Source organism: Micromonospora sp. NPDC005324 (genome assembly GCF_040607155.1).
Taxonomy (GTDB): Bacteria; Actinomycetota; Actinomycetes; order Mycobacteriales; family Micromonosporaceae; genus Micromonospora; species Micromonospora trifolii.
In genome coordinates this window covers 1-17393 of the sequence record NZ_JBEXGE010000008.1, presented here as the reverse complement: position 1 = coordinate 17393, position 17393 = coordinate 1, and the positions used below count along the sequence as shown (strand labels likewise).

Annotated in this window: 17 protein-coding genes and 1 pseudogene; 7 read left to right on the top strand and 11 right to left on the bottom strand. The window is 71.7% G+C overall.

Annotated features, from left to right (window positions below):
• Positions 1 to 30 precede the first annotated feature (30 nt).
• Positions 31 to 3354: a S8 family serine peptidase gene (locus tag ABZS40_RS10540; protein WP_354943233.1), complete on the bottom strand. Its 3324-nt coding sequence runs from the start codon at positions 3352 to 3354 to the stop codon at positions 31 to 33.
• 172 nt (positions 3355 to 3526) lie between these two features.
• Between ABZS40_RS10540 and ABZS40_RS10535 the strand changes: the two genes are divergently transcribed.
• Positions 3527 to 4084: a sugar O-acetyltransferase gene (locus ABZS40_RS10535; protein WP_354943066.1), complete on the top strand. Its 558-nt coding sequence runs from the start codon at positions 3527 to 3529 to the stop codon at positions 4082 to 4084.
• On the opposite strand, the gene ABZS40_RS10530 is transcribed toward ABZS40_RS10535, so the two are convergent.
• The 5 genes from ABZS40_RS10530 to fdxA are packed head-to-tail and all read right to left on the bottom strand — an operon-like array spanning position 4081 to position 7857.
• Complete coding sequence (locus ABZS40_RS10530) at positions 4081 to 4728, bottom strand: nucleoside/nucleotide kinase family protein (protein ID WP_354943065.1); 648 nt, start codon at positions 4726 to 4728, stop codon at positions 4081 to 4083. The genes ABZS40_RS10535 and ABZS40_RS10530 overlap by 4 nt on opposite strands.
• Positions 4728 to 5375: an SIMPL domain-containing protein gene (locus ABZS40_RS10525; RefSeq protein WP_112675777.1), complete on the bottom strand. Its 648-nt coding sequence runs from the start codon at positions 5373 to 5375 to the stop codon at positions 4728 to 4730. Before ABZS40_RS10525 ends, ABZS40_RS10530 begins: the two co-directional genes overlap by 1 nt.
• Before the next feature lie 13 nt (positions 5376 to 5388).
• On the bottom strand, positions 5389 to 6408 hold the full coding sequence (locus ABZS40_RS10520) for a prephenate dehydrogenase/arogenate dehydrogenase family protein (protein WP_354943064.1): 1020 nt from the start codon (positions 6406 to 6408) through the stop codon (positions 5389 to 5391).
• Positions 6409 to 6430: 22 nt separating this feature from the next.
• Complete coding sequence (gene dapC / locus ABZS40_RS10515; protein ID WP_354943232.1) at positions 6431 to 7534, bottom strand: succinyldiaminopimelate transaminase; 1104 nt, start codon at positions 7532 to 7534, stop codon at positions 6431 to 6433.
• A complete protein-coding gene (gene fdxA, locus ABZS40_RS10510) occupies positions 7531 to 7857 on the bottom strand; it encodes a ferredoxin (RefSeq protein WP_354943063.1) in 327 nt (108 codons plus the stop codon). Before fdxA ends, dapC begins: the two co-directional genes overlap by 4 nt.
• 79 nt (positions 7858 to 7936) lie before the next feature.
• On the opposite strand from fdxA, the gene ABZS40_RS10505 reads away from it, so the two are divergent.
• Positions 7937 to 8908: a GNAT family N-acetyltransferase gene (locus ABZS40_RS10505; protein WP_354943062.1), complete on the top strand. Its 972-nt coding sequence runs from the start codon at positions 7937 to 7939 to the stop codon at positions 8906 to 8908.
• A gap of 19 nt (positions 8909 to 8927) precedes the next feature.
• Here ABZS40_RS10505 and ABZS40_RS10500 read toward each other — a convergent pair whose 3' ends face one another.
• The 3 genes from ABZS40_RS10500 to mshB form a co-directional block, all read right to left on the bottom strand.
• The gene (locus ABZS40_RS10500) at positions 8928 to 9392 is read right to left on the bottom strand and encodes a hypothetical protein (RefSeq protein ID WP_354943231.1); all 465 of its coding nucleotides are present in this window, start codon (positions 9390 to 9392) and stop codon (positions 8928 to 8930) included.
• 115 nt (positions 9393 to 9507) lie between these two features.
• Complete coding sequence (locus ABZS40_RS10495; protein ID WP_354943061.1) at positions 9508 to 9945, bottom strand: hypothetical protein; 438 nt, start codon at positions 9943 to 9945, stop codon at positions 9508 to 9510.
• Between the two features lie 17 nt (positions 9946 to 9962).
• Entirely contained in the window at positions 9963 to 10889 is a 927-nt protein-coding gene (gene mshB / locus ABZS40_RS10490; RefSeq protein ID WP_354943060.1) for an N-acetyl-1-D-myo-inositol-2-amino-2-deoxy-alpha-D-glucopyranoside deacetylase, read from the bottom strand.
• Positions 10890 to 10976: 87 nt separating this feature from the next.
• Here mshB and ABZS40_RS10485 point away from each other — a divergent pair, with 87 nt between their 5' ends.
• The 3 genes from ABZS40_RS10485 to ABZS40_RS10475 all read left to right on the top strand — a co-directional run bounded on the left by ABZS40_RS10485 (position 10977) and on the right by ABZS40_RS10475 (position 14551).
• Positions 10977 to 13121 carry a prolyl oligopeptidase family serine peptidase gene (locus tag ABZS40_RS10485; RefSeq protein WP_354943059.1) on the top strand — a complete coding sequence of 715 codons (2145 nt, stop codon included), beginning with the start codon at positions 10977 to 10979 and terminating at the stop codon, positions 13119 to 13121.
• A 127-nt stretch (positions 13122 to 13248) separates the two neighbouring features.
• Positions 13249 to 14169 carry an alpha/beta hydrolase gene (locus ABZS40_RS10480; protein WP_354943058.1) on the top strand — a complete coding sequence of 307 codons (921 nt, stop codon included), beginning with the start codon at positions 13249 to 13251 and terminating at the stop codon, positions 14167 to 14169.
• Between the two features lie 151 nt (positions 14170 to 14320).
• A complete protein-coding gene (locus tag ABZS40_RS10475; RefSeq protein WP_354943057.1) occupies positions 14321 to 14551 on the top strand; it encodes a DUF1737 domain-containing protein in 231 nt (76 codons plus the stop codon).
• A 3-nt stretch (positions 14552 to 14554) separates the two neighbouring features.
• Here ABZS40_RS10475 and ABZS40_RS10470 read toward each other — a convergent pair whose 3' ends face one another.
• Both ABZS40_RS10470 and ABZS40_RS10465 read right to left on the bottom strand, forming a co-directional pair.
• Positions 14555 to 14968: a nuclear transport factor 2 family protein gene (locus ABZS40_RS10470; protein ID WP_354943056.1), complete on the bottom strand. Its 414-nt coding sequence runs from the start codon at positions 14966 to 14968 to the stop codon at positions 14555 to 14557.
• Positions 14969 to 15200: 232 nt separating this feature from the next.
• Positions 15201 to 15599 (bottom strand): helix-turn-helix domain-containing protein, encoded by a 399-nt coding sequence (locus ABZS40_RS10465; protein ID WP_354943055.1) that lies wholly within the window; start codon positions 15597 to 15599, stop codon positions 15201 to 15203.
• A 109-nt stretch (positions 15600 to 15708) separates the two neighbouring features.
• Here ABZS40_RS10465 and ABZS40_RS10460 point away from each other — a divergent pair, with 109 nt between their 5' ends.
• Entirely contained in the window at positions 15709 to 16611 is a 903-nt protein-coding gene (locus ABZS40_RS10460; RefSeq protein WP_354943054.1) for an NADP-dependent oxidoreductase, read from the top strand.
• A 242-nt stretch (positions 16612 to 16853) separates the two neighbouring features.
• Positions 16854 to 17045: pseudogene (locus ABZS40_RS10455) on the top strand (XRE family transcriptional regulator); the annotation flags it as partial.
• Positions 17046 to 17393: the final 348 nt, after the last annotated feature.

Below are 17393 nucleotides of genomic sequence, written 5' to 3'. Positions count from 1 at the left end.
GCTCGGCCGCGGACCCGGACGGGGTACGCCTCAGCGCAACCGGTACGCCTGGATGATCCGTTGGGTCACCGTGTTGCCGGCGGTGTCCCGGGCGGTGGCCCGCAGCGAGACGTGGCCGGCGCCGGCCGGATGCCGCAACACTGCCGACCAGCCGTCGGCCGAGGTGCGGACCAGCTTCGCCTTGCGCCAGGTCTTCCCGCCGTCGTACGAGACGTCAACGGCGAGCTTCTCCACCCGGGCGGCCGGCGCGCCGGGCTGCCGCTGCACCCGTACCGGTACGACGAAGCCCTGACCGGCCGGAGCGCTGTTGTCGAGCCGCAGCGGCGGCGCGAACCGCACCGCCGACAGGGGCAGTCGGGCCGGCGTCTCACCCGCGACGTGCCTCGACCGGAAGGTCCAACTGGACTCCACAGCGGTGCTCAGGTCGGTGAAGCTTCGCTTCGACGACGTGACGAGCCGGTAGTCCGCCGCACCCGGTGGCACTGTGAACTCCCCGTAGCCGGCGTACTCGCTCTCGCCGACCAGCTTGCCGTTGCGCCAGAGCGTGGTGTGCTCACTGTCGCTCAGCGAGAAGCCCGGGTGCCCGGCCGCGTCACTGAAGATCGGCACGTCGACCAGGATGGTGTCGCCGACCCGGGTGACGCTCTGCTCCGGCCAGCGCGGCTTCGGAAAGGACGGTCCGTACGGAGCCTGGTTCCAGATCTCCTGGACCGTCCGCCCGGCCCGGTACGCGGTGGGGACCGAGAAGAGCGCCAACTGCGGGATCAGCCAGCCCTCGTCGTCACGGGTGCCGATGTAGAGGTCGGACTCCCACTTCACACCCCTGGTGTTGTAGTACTCGACGCGCTGGCCGGGCACGGCTGTGGGCAGGACGAGGGCCGAACCACCGACGTTGTACTCCAGCACGGGAAACACGATCCGCTCGGCCTCCATGCCCGGGTAGCCACCGCGGAACTGGTGCACAACGGTGGCCAGGTCCCGTCGGGCGTAGTCGCGGACGAACCCCGTGGGCATCCGGCCCGGAATTGCCTCGGCCAACGCGTACAGGTAGGGGCTGTTGGCCGGGTCCGGCTTGGTCCAGCTGCTGCTGACGGTGGCGACGAACTTGTCAGCGGAGACCGGCTTGCCGAGCTGCCCGCTGGTCAGGCCGGTGAACGTCTCCGCCCAGAGCCCGACGCCGTACCCGCTGCCGTCGTCGGCGGTGAAGTTCGCGCTGAGGTCGATCAGTTGCGGGACGGCGGTCCGGTCCGGCACCGTCGTCCGTACCGGCTTGGCCCGGCGAGCGTCCACGACGATCCGGGTGTCCTGATCGACAGTCAGTTCGGGCTGCGCCAACAGGGACATCCCGCGCTGCTCATCTTCCGGCCCGGGCTCGAAGACGAGGCCGGTCAGGCCGTAGTGGCCCTTGGGCACCCGCACGGTGGCCACCCCGTCGGAGCTGACGACGTCCCAGAAGCCAAAGGAGTCCAGCCCGACCAGGGAGGTCCAGTGGTCGGCGGTGCGCGCGCCGGCGCGGTTCAGGTGCTCCACAGTCAGCGTGTAGCTCTCCACCTCCCGGTTCACCGCCAGCGGAGTGACAGCGACCGCCGCACCGGACCGGGCCACGATCCGCCCGGTCCAGTAACCGTCGGCGTCGCCGAGCCGGGTGTCAGTGGTGACGGTGGTGGCGGCCGTGCCGCCCGCCGGCACTGTGAGTTGGTTGGCGCCCAGGACGAACAGGCCGGCCGGTAGCGCCCGACCGCCGGGGCCGGCGCCCTCGATGCTCAGGTCCACGGTGACCGGAGCCGGACCGTCGTTGCGCCAGGTCACCGTGCGGGTGATCGGGGCGTCGTCAGTGTGCGGCCAGAGGGTACGCCCGAACGACACGCTCACCGGGTCGGTGGTGATCTGCTGGGTGATCGCGTGTGCGACGTCGACCCGCCCGGCACCCTGCTGGTAGGCGGTCTGGTCCGGGTGCGGCTTGGCGGCGGCCATCAGGGTGGCCTTGAGCCGGTCGGCCCGCCATCCCGGGTGCTGCTGGGCCAGCAGCGCGGCCGACCCGGCAACGTGCGGGGTCGCCATCGAGGTGCCGGAGAGCGTGACGTAGCGGTCCCCCACCGGATCGCCGATGACGCCGGTGGCGGACCGCGCGGCGACGATGTCGACGCCGGGCGCGGTGATGTCCGGCTTCAGCGCGTCGTCGCCGACCCGCGGTCCCCGGCTGGAGAATTCGGCCAGCTCGTCGTCGCGGTCCACAGCGCCCACGGCGAGCCCGGCGTCGGCGCTGGCCGGGGAGCCGACCGAGCCGTCCGAGCCGTCGTTGCCGGCGGCGAGGACGAACAGCGTGCCGGTCTGGGCGGTCAGGGTCTGCACGGCCTCCTCGACCGGGTCGAGCTCCGGAGTGTCCCAGCCGCTGAGGCTCATGTTGACCACTGCGGCCTTCTTCTCCACAGCGGCCCACTGCATGCCGGCGAGGATCGCCGAATCGGTGCAGCCCGCGTCCTCACAGACCTTGCCGTCCAGCAGCGTCGCGTCCGGCGCCACACCCCGGTACCTGCCACCGGAGGCGGCGCCGCTGCCCGCGATGGTCGAGGCCACGTGGGTGCCGTGGCCGACCGTGTCCTGAGCGTCGGCGACCTCGGTGAAGTTGCGGGCCTCGGCCACCTTGCCGGCCAGATCCGGGTGGGTCGCGTCGACGCCGGTGTCCAGCACCGCGACGGACACGCCCGTACCGGTGAAACCGGCCGCCCAGGCGGTGGGCGCGCCGATCTGCGGCACGCTGTGGTCGAGGGTCACCCGGCGACGGCCGTCCAGCCAGATCCGCTCGACGCCCCCCGCCGCGTCGAGCCGGGCCCCAGCGGGACCGGTGGTCACCTTCTCCCAGACCGATCCGAGAAAGGACTTGTCGCTGCTCAGGGCGGCACCGCGAATCACCGGCAGGTCGCGGGTCAGCCGCGTGCCGGGCAGAGCGGCCGAGGCGCGCTTGGCGGTACCCGTCGAGCCGTACGACACCAGCAGGGGCAGGGTGTTGCGGTGGGCGTCGCCGTAACCCGCCTCGATCAGCCCGGTGACGTCGAAGAGCCGCCGGTCCACCCGACCCGAGCGCAGCAACGGCAGCGCGTCCGTCGGCGTCACAGTGAGGCGGCTGCGCTCGCGCTGGATGAGGAACTGCACGTCCTCGCGGCCGGCGCCGGGCCGGACCGAGGCACCGGACGCGGTGACGGTGACCCGGTCACCGGTGATCAGCGTGACGGTCGTCGAGCGGTTGGCTGTGGGTCCACCCGGAGTGGACTGTTGGCCGGTGCCGCCGGGTGGGGCGGGCACGGCGGCCGTGGCTGAGGCGGGAGCCGGCGCGGAGAGCGCCAGCGCGAACACGAGGCCGAGAGCGGCCAATCTTCTTCCCTGGTGCAACGGATCCTCCTCGTCAAGCGTCTTGATGGATGGAGTCACATTGACAACCCAGAATTGCATACCGGGTATGTAAAATGAAGGCCAAAAAATGACGGACCCGCCACGAGCCGACGAACCGGGCCGGCATGATCGGGCGGTGACCTCCATGAAGGACAAGATGCTCGCCGGCGAGCCATACATCGCCGACGATCCCGAAATCATCGCCGACCTGGACCGGGCCGCCCGGCTGATGGAGCGCTTCAACACCAGTCCCGCTGCCGATCCACAGGCCCGGATCGCGGCCTTGCGTGACCTCCTCGGCGAACTGGGTGAGGACACCTGGATCCGCCCACCGTTCTACTGCGACTACGGCTGGCAGATCCGGATCGGCCCGCGCAGCTTCGTCAACTACAACGCTGTCTTCCTCGACGTCGCTCGGATCACCCTCGGCGCGGACGTCCAGGTCGGCCCGAACGTGCAGCTACTCACCCCGACGCATCCGGTCGAGCCCGGCCCGCGACGGGACAAGTGGGAGGCGGCCAAGCCGATCACCATTGGCGACAACGTGTGGCTCGGCGGTGGCGCGATCGTGCTGGCCGGCGTGACGATCGGCGCGGACACCGTCGTCGGCGCTGGCGCTGTGGTCACCCGGGACCTGCCCGCCAACGTGGTGGCCGTCGGCAACCCGGCCCGACCGGTCCGCGAACTCGGCTAGACCGTCGGCGGATCCGACAGGCGGACCACCAGGTCGGCCCGGTCGGCGGTGGGGGTGATCAGAGCGGCGTTCGACTCGTCGCTGCCCAGCGCCCACGCCCGCGCCTGCTCCGGAGACCGGCCGAACGCCTCGTGCCGGGCGGCCAGCCGGCGGTGCCGCACCTCGGCGTCCAGGTCGAGAAACCACGCCTCGTGCAGCAGCGGTCGGATCTCCTGCCAGGGGAAGTCCGACAACAACAGGTAGTTGCCCTCGGTCACCACCAGCCGGACCGACGGCAGCACCTCGATGGCGCCGGCCACCGGCTCCTCCAGCTCCCGGCGGAACTCCGGCGCGTAGACCGACGTCGGCTCCAACCGGCGCAGCCGGCGCAGCAGCGAGACATACCCGTTGGCGTCGAAGGTGTCCACCGCACCCTTGCGGTCGGCGCGACCCAGGCGAACCAGTTGCGACTGCGCCAGGTGGAAGCCGTCCATCGGCACCAGGCAGGCGGCCGACCCGACCTCGGCGACGATCCGCTCCGCCAAAGTGGACTTCCCGGCGCCCGGCGGGCCGGCGATGCCGAGCAGTTGTCGCGGACCGGCCTCGGCGAGCACCAACGCCCGCGCCACCAACTCGTCGGCGGACAGCACCCGGGCCTGCGGCATCAGCCCAGGACCGGGTCGCTGATGGTGAACCGCGCCTGCACCGCCGCCTGCACAGTCTGCGGCTGCGGGTCCAGCTCGAGCTCCGGCGGACCACCGCCCGCGCCACCGCCCCCGGCGAAGGCCGCACGGGCGAACATCGGCCGGTCGGCGGGGCCCGCGTCGGCCAGCTCGATCAACGAGGTGACCCGGGCGCCCAGCGCCTCCGCGTACTCCCGTGCCCGCAGCAGGGCGTCACTGATCGCGGCGTGCCGAGCCGCACGATGGGCGGGGCTGTCCGGACGAAGCTCCCACCACGGACCGGCCACCTCGACCTGGTCCTGGTCGGCGAGCCGGAGCATCAGCTCACCCAGCGCGGTGAAGTCGGTGACCGTGACGGTGGTGGTGACGCTGCCGTGCCAGGCGACCACCCGCTCACCCGAGCGCCGGGTCTCCGGCCGCACCCGCAGGTCGCCGGTCTCCCGCCGCGCCACCGCCGGCCCGGAGCCGTCGAGCAGCACCCGGACCGCCGCGGCCCGCTCGGCCAACCGGGTCAGCGTCGCCTCCCGGTCCCGGTCGCGGGCTGTCGCGGTGACCGCGAACCGGGCCAGCTCGGGCGGCACCTCCCGGTACGCCTCGCCGCGCACCTGCACCACCGGACCGTCGACCACCATGCCCCTCAGCCTAGTCAGCGACAGGGCGCCGCGCCGCGTAGGAGACAGTGTCCGCGTCGACGCGCAGACCGGTCAGGTGGCCGCCGGCCACCCCCAGCTCGCGCAGCCAGGACGCCTCTGCGGCGTGGTCACCACCGGCCGGGAACTGCCGGTCGTCCGCGTCGAACCGCCGGTCGCGCAGTGCCGCACGGGAGGCCCGCGCCTCGTCGTAGCAAGCGGTGAGCGCCGGGGCGTCGTCGGCGCGCAGCGCGGCGGTCAGGTCGTCCAGGAACGCGGTGACCGCGGCCACCTCACGCAGCACCCGGTCCCGGTTGCCGAGCAGCATGTTCGCGGTCCGGTCGGCAGGGGTTCCGGCGACCCGGGTGCCGTCGGAGAAGCTGCCGGCGGCGAGCGCGAGGATCGCGTCACGCAGCGGTGCGCGCTGCACGGCGCCGGCCAGCGCGCCGGCGAGCAGGTGCGGCACGTGTGAGGCGAGCGCGGCAGCCGAGTCGTGCTCCGGGGCGGACATCGGCACCACCCGGGCCTCGAAGACCTCCACCAGCAGCTCGGCCAGCCAACGGAACGCGGTGGTGGCCGGCCCGGGCGCCGGACAGAGCACCCAGGCCGCGCCGGTGAGCAGGTCCGCTCGCGCCGCCGTCAAGCCCGCCCGGTCGGTGCCCGCCATCGGGTGGCCCGGCACGAACCGGTGCGTCAGCCCCTGCGCGGCGGCGAACGCCGCCACCTGCTCCTTGGTGCTACCGACGTCGGTCAGCACACACCGCTCACCGGTCATCGCCGCCACCTCGACCAGCGTCGCCGGCAGGGTGGGCAACGGCCCGCACAGGAAGACCACGTCCCGGTCGGCCACCGCCTCGACCAGCCGGTCCGGCGCGGGTACGCCCACCCGGCGGGTCTCCCGCCGGGTGGCCTCGTCCGGGTCCCAGCCGACCACGTCGATGCCGGCGGCGTACATCCGAAGCAGCACCGAACCACCGATCAGGCCGGTGCCGACCACCGCCGCCCGCACCCGCGTGCCTGGCCCGTCCACCACCGTCGGCCGCCCGGATCCGCGATCAGGCGAGACGTGCCGCGACGGCGGCGATGTGCTCGTCGGACTCGGTCAGGGCGACCCGGACATGCTGCCCGGCAGTGGGGCCGTAGAAGACGCCGGCGGCGACCAGGATGCCGCGTCGGGCCAGCCAGTCGACCGTCTGCCAGCAGTCCTCACCCCTGGTGAGCCAGAGGTACAGGCCCGCCTCGGAGTGCTCGACGGTGAACCCGGCACCGGTGAACGCCTCGGCGAGCACCTCCCGCCGGGCGCGGTAACGCTCCCGCTGCTCCTCGGCGTGTCGCTCGTCGTCGAGCGCGGCCACCATGGCCGCCTGCACCGGCGCGGGCACGATCATGCCCGCGTGCTTGCGGACCTTGAGCAGCTCGGCGACGAGCGCCGGGTCGCCGGCGACGAAGCCGGCCCGGTAGCCGGCGAGGTTGGACCGCTTGGAGAGCGAGTGCACGGCCAGCACCCCGGCGTAGCTGCCCCCGCTGACCTGCGGAGACAGCACCGAGACCGGCGCGGCCGACCAGCCCAGGGGCAGGTAGCACTCGTCACTCGCGACCACCGCGCCACGTTCGCGGGCCCAGTCGACCACCTTGCGCAGGTGCGCTGCGGGCAGCACCCGGCCGGTCGGATTGCCGGGCGAGTTGACCCAGACCAACCGGACCCGCGAGGTCGGCCCGACCGACGTGAGCGAGTCGGTACGGACGACTGTGGCACCGGCCAGCCGGGCACCATCCTCGTAGGTGGGGTACGCGATCGACGGCACCACCACCACGTCACCCGGGCCGATGCCGAGCAGCGTGGGCAGCCAGGCCACCAGCTCCTTCGAGCCGATGGTCGGCAGCACACCGAGACCGTCGACGGCGGCGCCACAGGCTCGGGACACCCACGCCGCGATCGCGGCCCGCAATGCCGGCGTGCCGGCGGTCAGCGGGTAGCCGGGAGCATCGGACGCGTCAGCCAACGCCCGCCGGATCACCTCGGGCACCGAATCGACCGGCGTACCCATGGAGAGGTTGATCAGGCCCTCCGGATGCGCCGCGGCCAGCGTGGCCGCGGCGTCCAGGGTGTCCCAGGTGAACTCGGGCAGCCGCGACGAGACCGGCGCGGGCCGGCTCAGTGGCCCTCGCCGCGCGGCGGCTGCGCGGCGACGAAGGTGGCGTCCTTCTCCACCTTGCCGACCTTCGAGGCGCCACCGGGCGAGCCCAGGTCCTCGAAGAACTCGTAGTTCGCGCCGGTGTAGTCCTTCCACTGCTCCGGGACGTCGTCCTCGTAGAAGATCGCCTCCACGGGGCAGACGGGCTCACAGGCACCACAGTCGACGCACTCGTCGGGGTGGATGTAGAGCATCCGATTGCCCTCGTAAATGCAGTCGACCGGGCACTCCTCGATGCATGCCTTGTCGATCACATCTACGCACGGCTCGGCGATGATGTAGGTCACCGGTCTTCTCCTCCGCAAGACTCGCCGCGATCTCCCGCGACGGTAAGAGCCTAGTATCTCGCCGGGGAGGGGGTCGATCGTGCTCCGACAGCAGGATGTGGGACACCGGATCGTGGTCCGCCGGATTGTGGGGATTCGCGAGGGCCGCCCACAATTTTCCGATGCCCTCGGCGAGCTGGTCGAGCTGAGCGAGACTCATCTCACCCTGGCCACCGCGCAGGGGCAGCTACGGGTCCCGGTGGCGCAGGTCCACCGCGCCAAGCGCGTACCGCCGACCCGTCGGCCGACCGCCGCCGCGGTCGTGGCGCTGGAGCGGGCCGCCGACGAGGCATGGCCGGCACCGACCCGGGGCCGGCTCGGTGACTGGCTGCTCCGGTCGGCCGAGGGCTGGACCGGGCGCGCCAACTCGGCGCTGCCGATCGGCGACCCGGACCGGCCCCTGGCCGCCGCGGTCGACGCGGTGGAGCGCTGGTACGCCGAGCGGGGCCAACCCGCGTTGATCAACACGCCACTGCCGCTCGCCGCACCGGTCGGTGCCGAGCTGGACGCCCGGGGCTGGAGCACCCGTCCGCCGACGCTGGTGCAGACAGCGCCGCTGCCCCTGCCGGCGTCGACGCCCACCGGCGACCAGGCCGACCTGTGGGGCAGTGCGCTCGTCGAGTTGGCCACCGCGCCCAGCGACGGGTGGCTGGCCATCGCCGCCGGCCGCAAGGGCGGCCTGCCGGACGCCGCCCGGCACGTGCTCACCGCCGTGGACCAGGTCCGCTTCGCCCACGTGTACGCCGACGGCGTCCTGGTGGCCGTCGGCCGCGGCACGGTGACCGGCCAGGGGCGCTGGCTGGGGCTCAGCCTGATCGAGGTGGTACCGGCGGTCCGCCGCCAGGGGTTGGCCCGCCGCGTGATCCACGAACTGGCCAGCTGGGGCGTGTCGGGCGGCGCGACACACGCGTTCCTTCAGGTCGAGCAGCGCAACGCGGCAGCGGTCGCGCTCTACCAGCGGCTCGGTCTCGTCACCCACCACACCTACCTGACCCGGGTCGCCCCGAACTGACCCCGACCGGCCCTGGTGGTCAGCGGCGGACGGCTCGGCGGGGCTTGGCGGCCTTGACCTCCGCGTACCGCTTGAGCTGCTGAGAGCGGTAGTCACGCCCGAGCGCGGTGAGCAACAGGTAGCCGATCAGCAGCCCTGCGCCGGTGGCGAGCAGGTAGAAGCCGATCCGGAGGAGGAACGCCGCCGCGTCGCCGTCGAACGGGTTCTGACCGACCAGCAGGGGCCCGACCAGCACGGTCAGCAGCATCGCCACCGGCACCACGAGGGCCATGTCGGCGGCCCAGCCCGCCAGCGGCCGGCGACGACCCCAACGGAAGGCGGCCACGGCGAGGATCAGCCCGATCACCGCGAACATCGCCAGCGACACCCGATCGGCGGCGGCCTCGTCGTCGTCGAAGCCGAACCGGGTGATCAGTCGGGCGACCACGTTGACCGCGAACAGTGCTGCTACGAGCACCCCGATGTCACGCCACCGCTTGTCCAACGCCAGACCCTCCTGCCGTACGCCCCGTCGCGGGGTTCGCATCCCTGGCAGGAATATCTACCACCCTTACCTGGGAGACGTCATCACCCGGCAGCAACCTGGAACCAGCCCGGCGTCAGCTGCCGAGCATGGGCGGCTGCGGGGCGAGGATCTGCCGGAAGCCCATCACCGCGAAAGTCATCGCGCCGGCCACGATCATGGCCAGCCCGACCCAGTTGTCGCCGGCCAGCAACAGGTCGCCCTCGTTGGTCCGGATGGCGGCCACCGCCATCAGCGCGAACCACGGCACCGCCGGCAACGCCACCGCCCAGCGACGGCCGACCGCCTCGTACGCGAACCAGCTCAGCACGATGTTGGCGCCGATGGCGAGGAGTACCGACACGCCGATCAGTTGCCCGCCGACGCGGACCGTGACGAGCAGCAGCTCCAGCACGCCGGTCAGCACACCGGCGAGGACCACAACGATCGCACCGACCAGCCGGACGCCCAGGTCCAGCAGTCGCGGCGGTGGCCCCGCCGGGGGCGGGGCTTCCTGGTCCTCCACGACCGTCATCGGCGCGGCCGGCACTGTCACCGGAGACCCGCCGCCGCGACCGGGGACCGGTCCGGGGCGGTCTCCGCGGGCAGGCCGGCGAAGAGGTCGTCCTCCCAGCCGTACGGCCCGGCGCCCGGGCCCTTCTCACCGACCGCGAGGGTGAAGAACTCCACGCCCATGAACTCGCCACCGAAGTTGCCGGCGATCGAGTAGAGCCAGGAGCTGGCCGGGATCTGGGTGGCGTGCGCCCGCATCGCGGCCTCCTTGGCCGTGTGCTGGTCGGTGCCGTCGATCCGGGCGGCGATCTGGGCGTCCGGGGTGCCGAAGGGCAGGTCGGCGATGTCCTCGATGCCGCCGAACGGGTTGTCGGACGACTCGGCGAAATGCGTCATGCCGGCCTCCAGGACGCTGAGCGGCATGGCCGTCCAGTAGACCTTGAGCGGGGCGCAGCCCTCGGCGGTGGCCAGCTCGACGGCGCGCATTGCCACCCGGTGCGCCTGGATGTGGTCGGGGTGGCCGTAGAAGCCGTTCGGGTCGTACGTGACGAGCACCTGCGGGCGTACCTCTCGCATGATCTCCACGAGGTGCCCGGCGGCCTCGTCGAGGTCGGCCTGCCAGAAGGCCCGGGGGTGCTCGTTTGTCGCGAGCCCCATCATCCCGGAGTCGCGGTAGCGGCCGGCACCGCCGAGGAAGCGGTGGTCGCTGACGCCGAGCGCGGCGCACGCGGCGGCCAGCTCGGCCACCCGGTACCCGCCGAGCTGGTCGGCCTCGGCGGCCGCGAGCTGCGCGAGCGCGGGCACGTGGATCTCGCCCTCCTCGCCGAGCGTGCAGGTCACCAGCGTGACGTGAGCGCCGTCGGCGGCGTAGTGGGCCATCGTCGAGCCGGTGCCGATCGACTCGTCGTCGGGGTGCGCGTGGACCAGCAGCAGGCGGCGGTCGGGCAGCATCGTCACGACGGTCACTCTAACTGGCGGTTCTCCCCCGGCCGACGCTGACGCGTCCGCCCAGGTCGGCCACATCACCCCCGCTCCCGCTCTACGATTTGGGCTGTGGACTTTCCGGAGCTGGCCGCCCGCACCCGCCGGTTCAGCCACGGCGCGCCACGCGCTGTCTCGGTGGCTGAGGACGGCTCCCGGGTGATCTTCCTGCGCTCCGCCGGCCCCGAGGACCCGGCGGACGCGCTCTGGCTGCTGGACGTTGGCACCGGCGAGGAACGGCTGGTCGCCGATCCGGCGGCCCTGCTGGGCGAGAGCGGGGACGTCCGCTCCCTCTCCCCCGGTGAACGCGCGCTGCGCGAGCGGCTGCGGCTCAGCACCGCCGGCATCGGCTCGTACGCGTTGGACGCCGCCGGTCGGGTTGCGGTGTTCGCGCTGGCCGGGCGGTTGTTCCGGGCCGATCTGGTGCACGGCGACGTGGTGGAGGTCGCGGCCGTCGGCCCGGTGCTGGACCCACGTCCGGACCCGAGCGGGCAGCGACTGGCGTACGTGACCGACGCGGCCGAGGGTGTGCGCCGGGGTGAGCTGCGGGTGATCGACCCCGACGGCACCGACACCCTGCTGGCGGGCGAGGACGCCGGGGTGAGCTGGGGCTTGGCCGAGCACATCGCGGCGGAGGAGTTCGGCCGGTTCCGGGGGTACTGGTGGGCGCCGGACAGCCGCTCGGTGCTGGCCGCCCGGGTCGACGAGTCCCGCCTGGAGCGGTGGCACCTGCACGACCCGGCGCAGCCGGCGAGCCCGCCGACCGCCGTCGCGTACCCCCGGGCTGGTGGCCCGAACGCGGAGGTCAGCCTGCACCTGCTGGACCTGGACGACGGCTGGGTCGACGTGCACTGGGACCGGGAGACCTACCCGTACCTGACCGGGGTGAGCTGGGGTGAGGGCAGCCCGTTGATCACCGTGCTGCGCCGCTCGCAGCAGCACGGGCTGGTGCTGGCGGTGGACCCGCGCACCGGTGAGACGCAGGTGCACGCCGAGCTGGCCGATCCGCGCTGGGTCGAGCCGATCACCGGCACCCCCGCGCACCTGCCGGACGGCCGGGTGCTGGTCGGTGGAGAGCTGGCCCACGACGGGTACGACGCCCGGTGCCTGTTCGCGGACGGCACCCTGCTCACCCCGCCGTCGCTGTACGTACGACGTGTGGTGGGTCGGCTGCCGGCCACCGCCGGCCCCGCCGACCTGCTGGTCGAGGCGAGCGACGGCGAGCCGAGCGAGCGGCACCTGTTCCGGGTCCGCACCACCATCGGCGGTGGGGTGGACGCGCGCCGGCTCACCACCGACTCCGGCTGGTACACCGCCGCGGTGGGCGGGGACGTGCTGGCCGTCGGCGTCGCGTCGCTGGATCACGCCGGGGTGCGCTGGACGGTCCGCCGCGCTGATCAGGAGATCGCCGAGCTCTGCTCGTTCGCCGCCACCCCGCCGTACTCGCCGTTGCCGCTGCTGGAACGGGTGACCGACCGGCGGCTGCCGGCGGCGGTGCTCTACCCGGACAACCACGTGACGGGCCGGCGGCTGCCGGTGCTGCTGGACATCTACGGCGGCCCGGGGCACCAGGAGGTCGTGGCGGCGCGGGCCGCGTGGCTGGAGCGGCAGTGGTGGGCCGACGCCGGGTTCGCGGTGGTCACCATCGACAACCGGGGTACGCCGGGCGTGGCGCCGTCGTTCGAGAAGGCGATCCACCGGCGCCTCGCCGACGTGATCCTGACCGACCAGATCGACGCGCTCACCGCGCTCGCCGGCAAGCACCCGGACCTGGATCTGGGCCGGGTCGGGGTGCGTGGTTGGTCGTTCGGCGGGTGGCTGGCCGGGCTTGCGGTGCTGCGCCACCCGGAGTTGTTCCGCTGCGGGATCGCGGGTGCCCCCGTGACCGACTGGGCGCTGTACGACACCGCGTACACCGAGCGTTATCTGGGGTTGCCGGAAGACGGCCAGGACATCTACGCGCACCACTCGCTCGTCGAGTTGGCCGCCGAGCCGGTCACCAGCCCGGACCAGGCCCGCCCGCTGCTGCTGGTGCACGGGATGGCCGACGACAACGTGGTGGCCGCGCACACGCTCCGGCTCTCGGCCGCCCTGCTGAGCACCGGCCGGCCACACGCCGTGCTGCCGCTGACCGGGGCCACCCACCTGGCCGCGAACGGGACCGCCGAGCGGCTTCTCCCCCTGGAACTCAACTTCCTCCGCACCCACCTGCTGTAAGCGGTATTCGATAAGTGCGTTCGGCACACCGAGCCGTCCGGTGAATGCCATGCTGGCCGAAGCGGCACCCGGCGGCGCGATCACCCCGGGGAGACACCGCTTTCCCTTGTGCGGAAAGGACTCCAGGATGGTTGGCATCGCGCAGAAACCCTCGGTCGCCGCCGTCCAGGAAGGCGAACTTCCGGTCACGCACTTTCGCACGGCGACCGTGAACGGGATCGACATCTTCTACCGCGAAGCCGGACCGGCCGACGGGCCCGCTGTTCTGCTGCTGCACGGATTCCCCACGTCCTCCGCGCAGTTCCGTCATCTGATCCCCCTGCTCGCGGACCGCTACCGGGTGATCGCGCCGGACTTCCCGGGTTTCGGCCACAGCGCCAGCCCGGACCGGTCGACGTTCGACTACACATTCGCCAATTTCGCCGACCTGATGGACGGCCTGATCGGCCAGCTCGGCGTGGATCGCTACGCGCTCTACTGCTTCGACTACGGGGCACCGACCGGGTTCCGGCTGGCTCTCAAGAGGCCCGAGCGGGTCAGCGCGCTCATCGTGCAGAACGGCAACGCGTACGAAGAGGGCCTGAGCCCGTTCTGGGATCCGATCAAGGCGTACTGGGCCGAGAAGACCGACGCGCACCGTCAGGCCATCGCGTTCATCCTCAACTCCGACACGGTCAAGCAGCAGTACACGGCAGGCGTGAAGGACCTCACCCGGCTCGACCCCGACATGTGGCTCCACGACGACACGCAGCTCGCCCGCCCCGGAAACGCGGACATCCAGCTGGACCTGTTCTACGACTACGGCAGCAACGTGACGCTGTACCCGGAGTTCCACGCCTTCTTCCGCGACCACCAGCCACCGACGCTGATCATCTGGGGCCAGAACGACGCGATCTTCCCGCCCGACGGGGCCCATCCCTATCGGCGCGACCTGCCCTCGGCCGAGTTCCACCTGCTCGACACCGGCCACTTCCTACTGGAAGACAAGCTCGACGTCGCCGCACCGATGATCCACGATTTCCTGGACCGCTCCATCGGTCGATCCTGAACGCAGGGGCAGATCGGCCAGTCCGCCGCCCGTCGCCGCCGCCCGCACTCCGCACTCCGCACTCCGCACTCCCAAGATCGCGCTCGATCCAGGATCTAGTGGTATCCGGGCCGGGGCGGCGCTCCGGCATCCGAGTACGGACAATGCAGCGGTGTCGGATTCCACGAAGCCCCTCGGCTACCGCCTCATCACCGGGCCCGATGATGCCGAATTCTGCGCCCGCGTCAGCGGGCTTCTCGATCAGGGCTATCGGCTGCACGGGTCGCCGGCGCTGACCTTCGACGGCGAACGCGTCATCGCCGCTCAAGCGTTGGTGCTGTCGCACCCTGTCGGCTCCGAGGCGTCCGCGGGAAGTGCCTGGCCCGCCGCTGCGGCAAGCTGACGATCACCAACGTTCCACGAGGTGTTCCCGGCCCTGCGGCGGGTCGTACGGTTCGGGCCAGTAGTCGGTGATCTTGCTGATCAGCCCCTGCTCGGACATCTCCAGCCAGACGCACGCGTCCTGCTGCTCGTCGCCGACGCTGACGTCGAGCACCAGGGCAGCAAGACTGCCATCGGCGATCACCCGTCGCGGCCGCAGGTGCCAGTCGCCCGGATACTCGGTGTTGAACCGCAGGAACGCGTCCTTGCCGCGAATGCGCTCCCGAGTCTGCGGCATCTCGTAGACCACATCATCGGTGAGCAGGGCAGCCAACCCGGACCAGTCGCGGCGCTCTAGAAGATCAACGTAGGCGTGGGCGGTCCGCCGGGCCGTCGAGGTGTCATCCACGACGCGGACCCTAGCCTCCACCAGCGACACTCCGACGAGCCCGGCGCATCAGCGCCTTACCCGCGCCGATGCCCCAGCACGCCAGCCTGAGCGTCAGCGCCGCCCGGCGTACCCCTCCTGGCTGATCTCCGGCGACGCCGGGGCCGTGAATCTTGGACACTTTCCGTCAGCGCGAAACGGAAACTGTCCAAGATCTCCTCTTTCACGGTGGCCTTGGCGAATACGTCGCTGCGGCCTCCGACGTGATCGGCGTCGCCGGTTCTCAGGGGCGTGTGTCGTACTGGGTCCGGGCTTCGAAGACACGGTCCATGTGCGTCTCCGCCCAGTCCTTGATCGCGATCATGACCGGGAACAGTTCATGGCCGAGCGGGGTGAGCTCGTAGTCGACGCGCACCGGCACCGAGGCAGTGACAGTGCGGGTGACCAGGCCGTCGCGCTCCAGGGTGCGCAGGGTCTGGGTGAGCATCTTCTGGCTGACGCCGGCGATGCGCTGGGCGAGCTCGCCGTGCCGTTGCGGGCCGTTGACGAGCGCCGGGATCACCAGGGCGACCCACTTGTCGGTGAGCCTGCTCAGCAGCTCACGGGTCGGGCACTGGTCCAGGAACGCGTCGTAGTCACGTTTTGCCTGTTCGCGGCGCTGGGCTGCGGTCGACGTCGCCATTTTTCTCCCCCTTGGGTGCCCTAGGCACTTTTAGGTACCTACTTTCTCATAGTGCTGCTGGTTCGTACGGTCGTGGTGATCACGAAATCCCACCGAGGAGACGACGGCGATGCGCGCAGTCAGCTATGACACGTTCGGAGGGCCGGAGGTCCTGCACGTGGCCGAGGTGCCGGTGCCCGAGCCCGGTCCGGGGCAGGTGCGGGTGCGGGTCGCCGCGTCGGTCGTACACCCGGTCGATCTGATGGTCCGCGCCGGGCGTTTCCCCGCCCCGTTGCCGACCGGTCTGCCATACACGCCCGGTTGGGACGTCGCCGGCAGCGTCGACGCGGTCGGCCCGTCGGTCGAGGATTTCACGATCGGCGACGAGGTCATCGGCTTCTCGCCGTGGCTGCAAACCACTGCCGGCGCCCACGCCGAGTACGTGGTCCTCGACGCCGCCTGGCTGACGTCGGCGCCCGCCGGCGTCCCCGCCACCGAGGCGGCGACCCTGCCGACCAATGGCCTCGCCGCCGCCCAAGCGCTCGACCTGCTCGCGCTCCCGGCGGGTTCGACGGTGCTCGTCACCGGCGCCGCCGGGCAGGTGGGTGGGTTCGTTCTGGCGCTGGCCCGCGCGGCCGGTCTGCACGCCACGGGACTGGCCGGGGCCGACGACCGCGAGTTCGTCGAGTCGCTGGGCGCCGCGTTCCTGTCGCGCACCGACGATCCGACAGGGACGTTCGACGCCGTCATCGACCTGGCGGTGATCGGCTCCTCGCTGCTGGACCTCGTTCGGAACGGCGGCGGCTACGTGGCCGCGTCACCCCCGCTTCGCCCGGAGCCGGTGCGGGGAATCCGGACCCTCGCGCTGGAGGTGCTACCGGACGGAACCCGGCTGGGCGAACTGGTCACACTCGTCACCCGCGGCGACATCCCGCTCCGCGTCGCTGACGTGTACCCCTTCGCCGACGCGGCGAGCGCCCACGAGCGGCTGGCCCAGGGCGGCGTGCGCGGCGGCGTGGTGATCGTCCCCTGATCCGCCGCAGCGGAGGCTCGATTTGGGCTGTATCTCAAGCCGCTTGAGGTCGCATAGTGGCGTCGTGGACCCCATCGGGGATGTCGCCCGGTGGACCGGCCTGAGCTTGGCGGAACGGCTCTTCACCAACCAGCACCGCCTCGCCGATCATGGAGTTGTGGTGGGCTACAAAACGCCCCTAAATGACCAGAACGGGCACCACAACTCCATGATCGCCGCGATCTGGGCATCCCGACCCGGCCGGCTACTACCGAGGTGCCCGATACCACGGCGCAATCCAGCTACTGGTCGAGCCCACCGGCCGACGGATGGCCGGGAAATGGGTCGGGTTCGGCAAGGACATGGACGTCAACACCGGCCCCTGGGAGCTGACCTTCCGGGATGCTTCCACGTCCAAGGCGACGCTCGACCAGTACAACACCTCGCCCGAATAGAAGGTGGCCCATCACCGGCCGCACGGATGCTTCGCGTCATCAGCCGCTGCCTGTTGCCCCGCCCGCAGCGTTCACTCGGACGCCCCATGCCCACGCAGGTGCCGAGATCAGAGCGTTGACAGCCAAAATTAGTGGTGCGGTTCGACGTGAACCGCCGGCTGCCTCAGCCAGGCGGCCGAGCAGCAACGCGGCGCGCCCAAGCCGCTTCTCACCCACCACAAACTGCTGCAATCTTGGAAAGTTTCCGTTAGCTCGGCGGGCTCAACCGGTGGTTGCAACACCCAGGAGCTGGGTCATCTTCTCACCTGGGGTGGCCCAGCCCAGGGTCATTCGGGGGCGGTCGTTGAG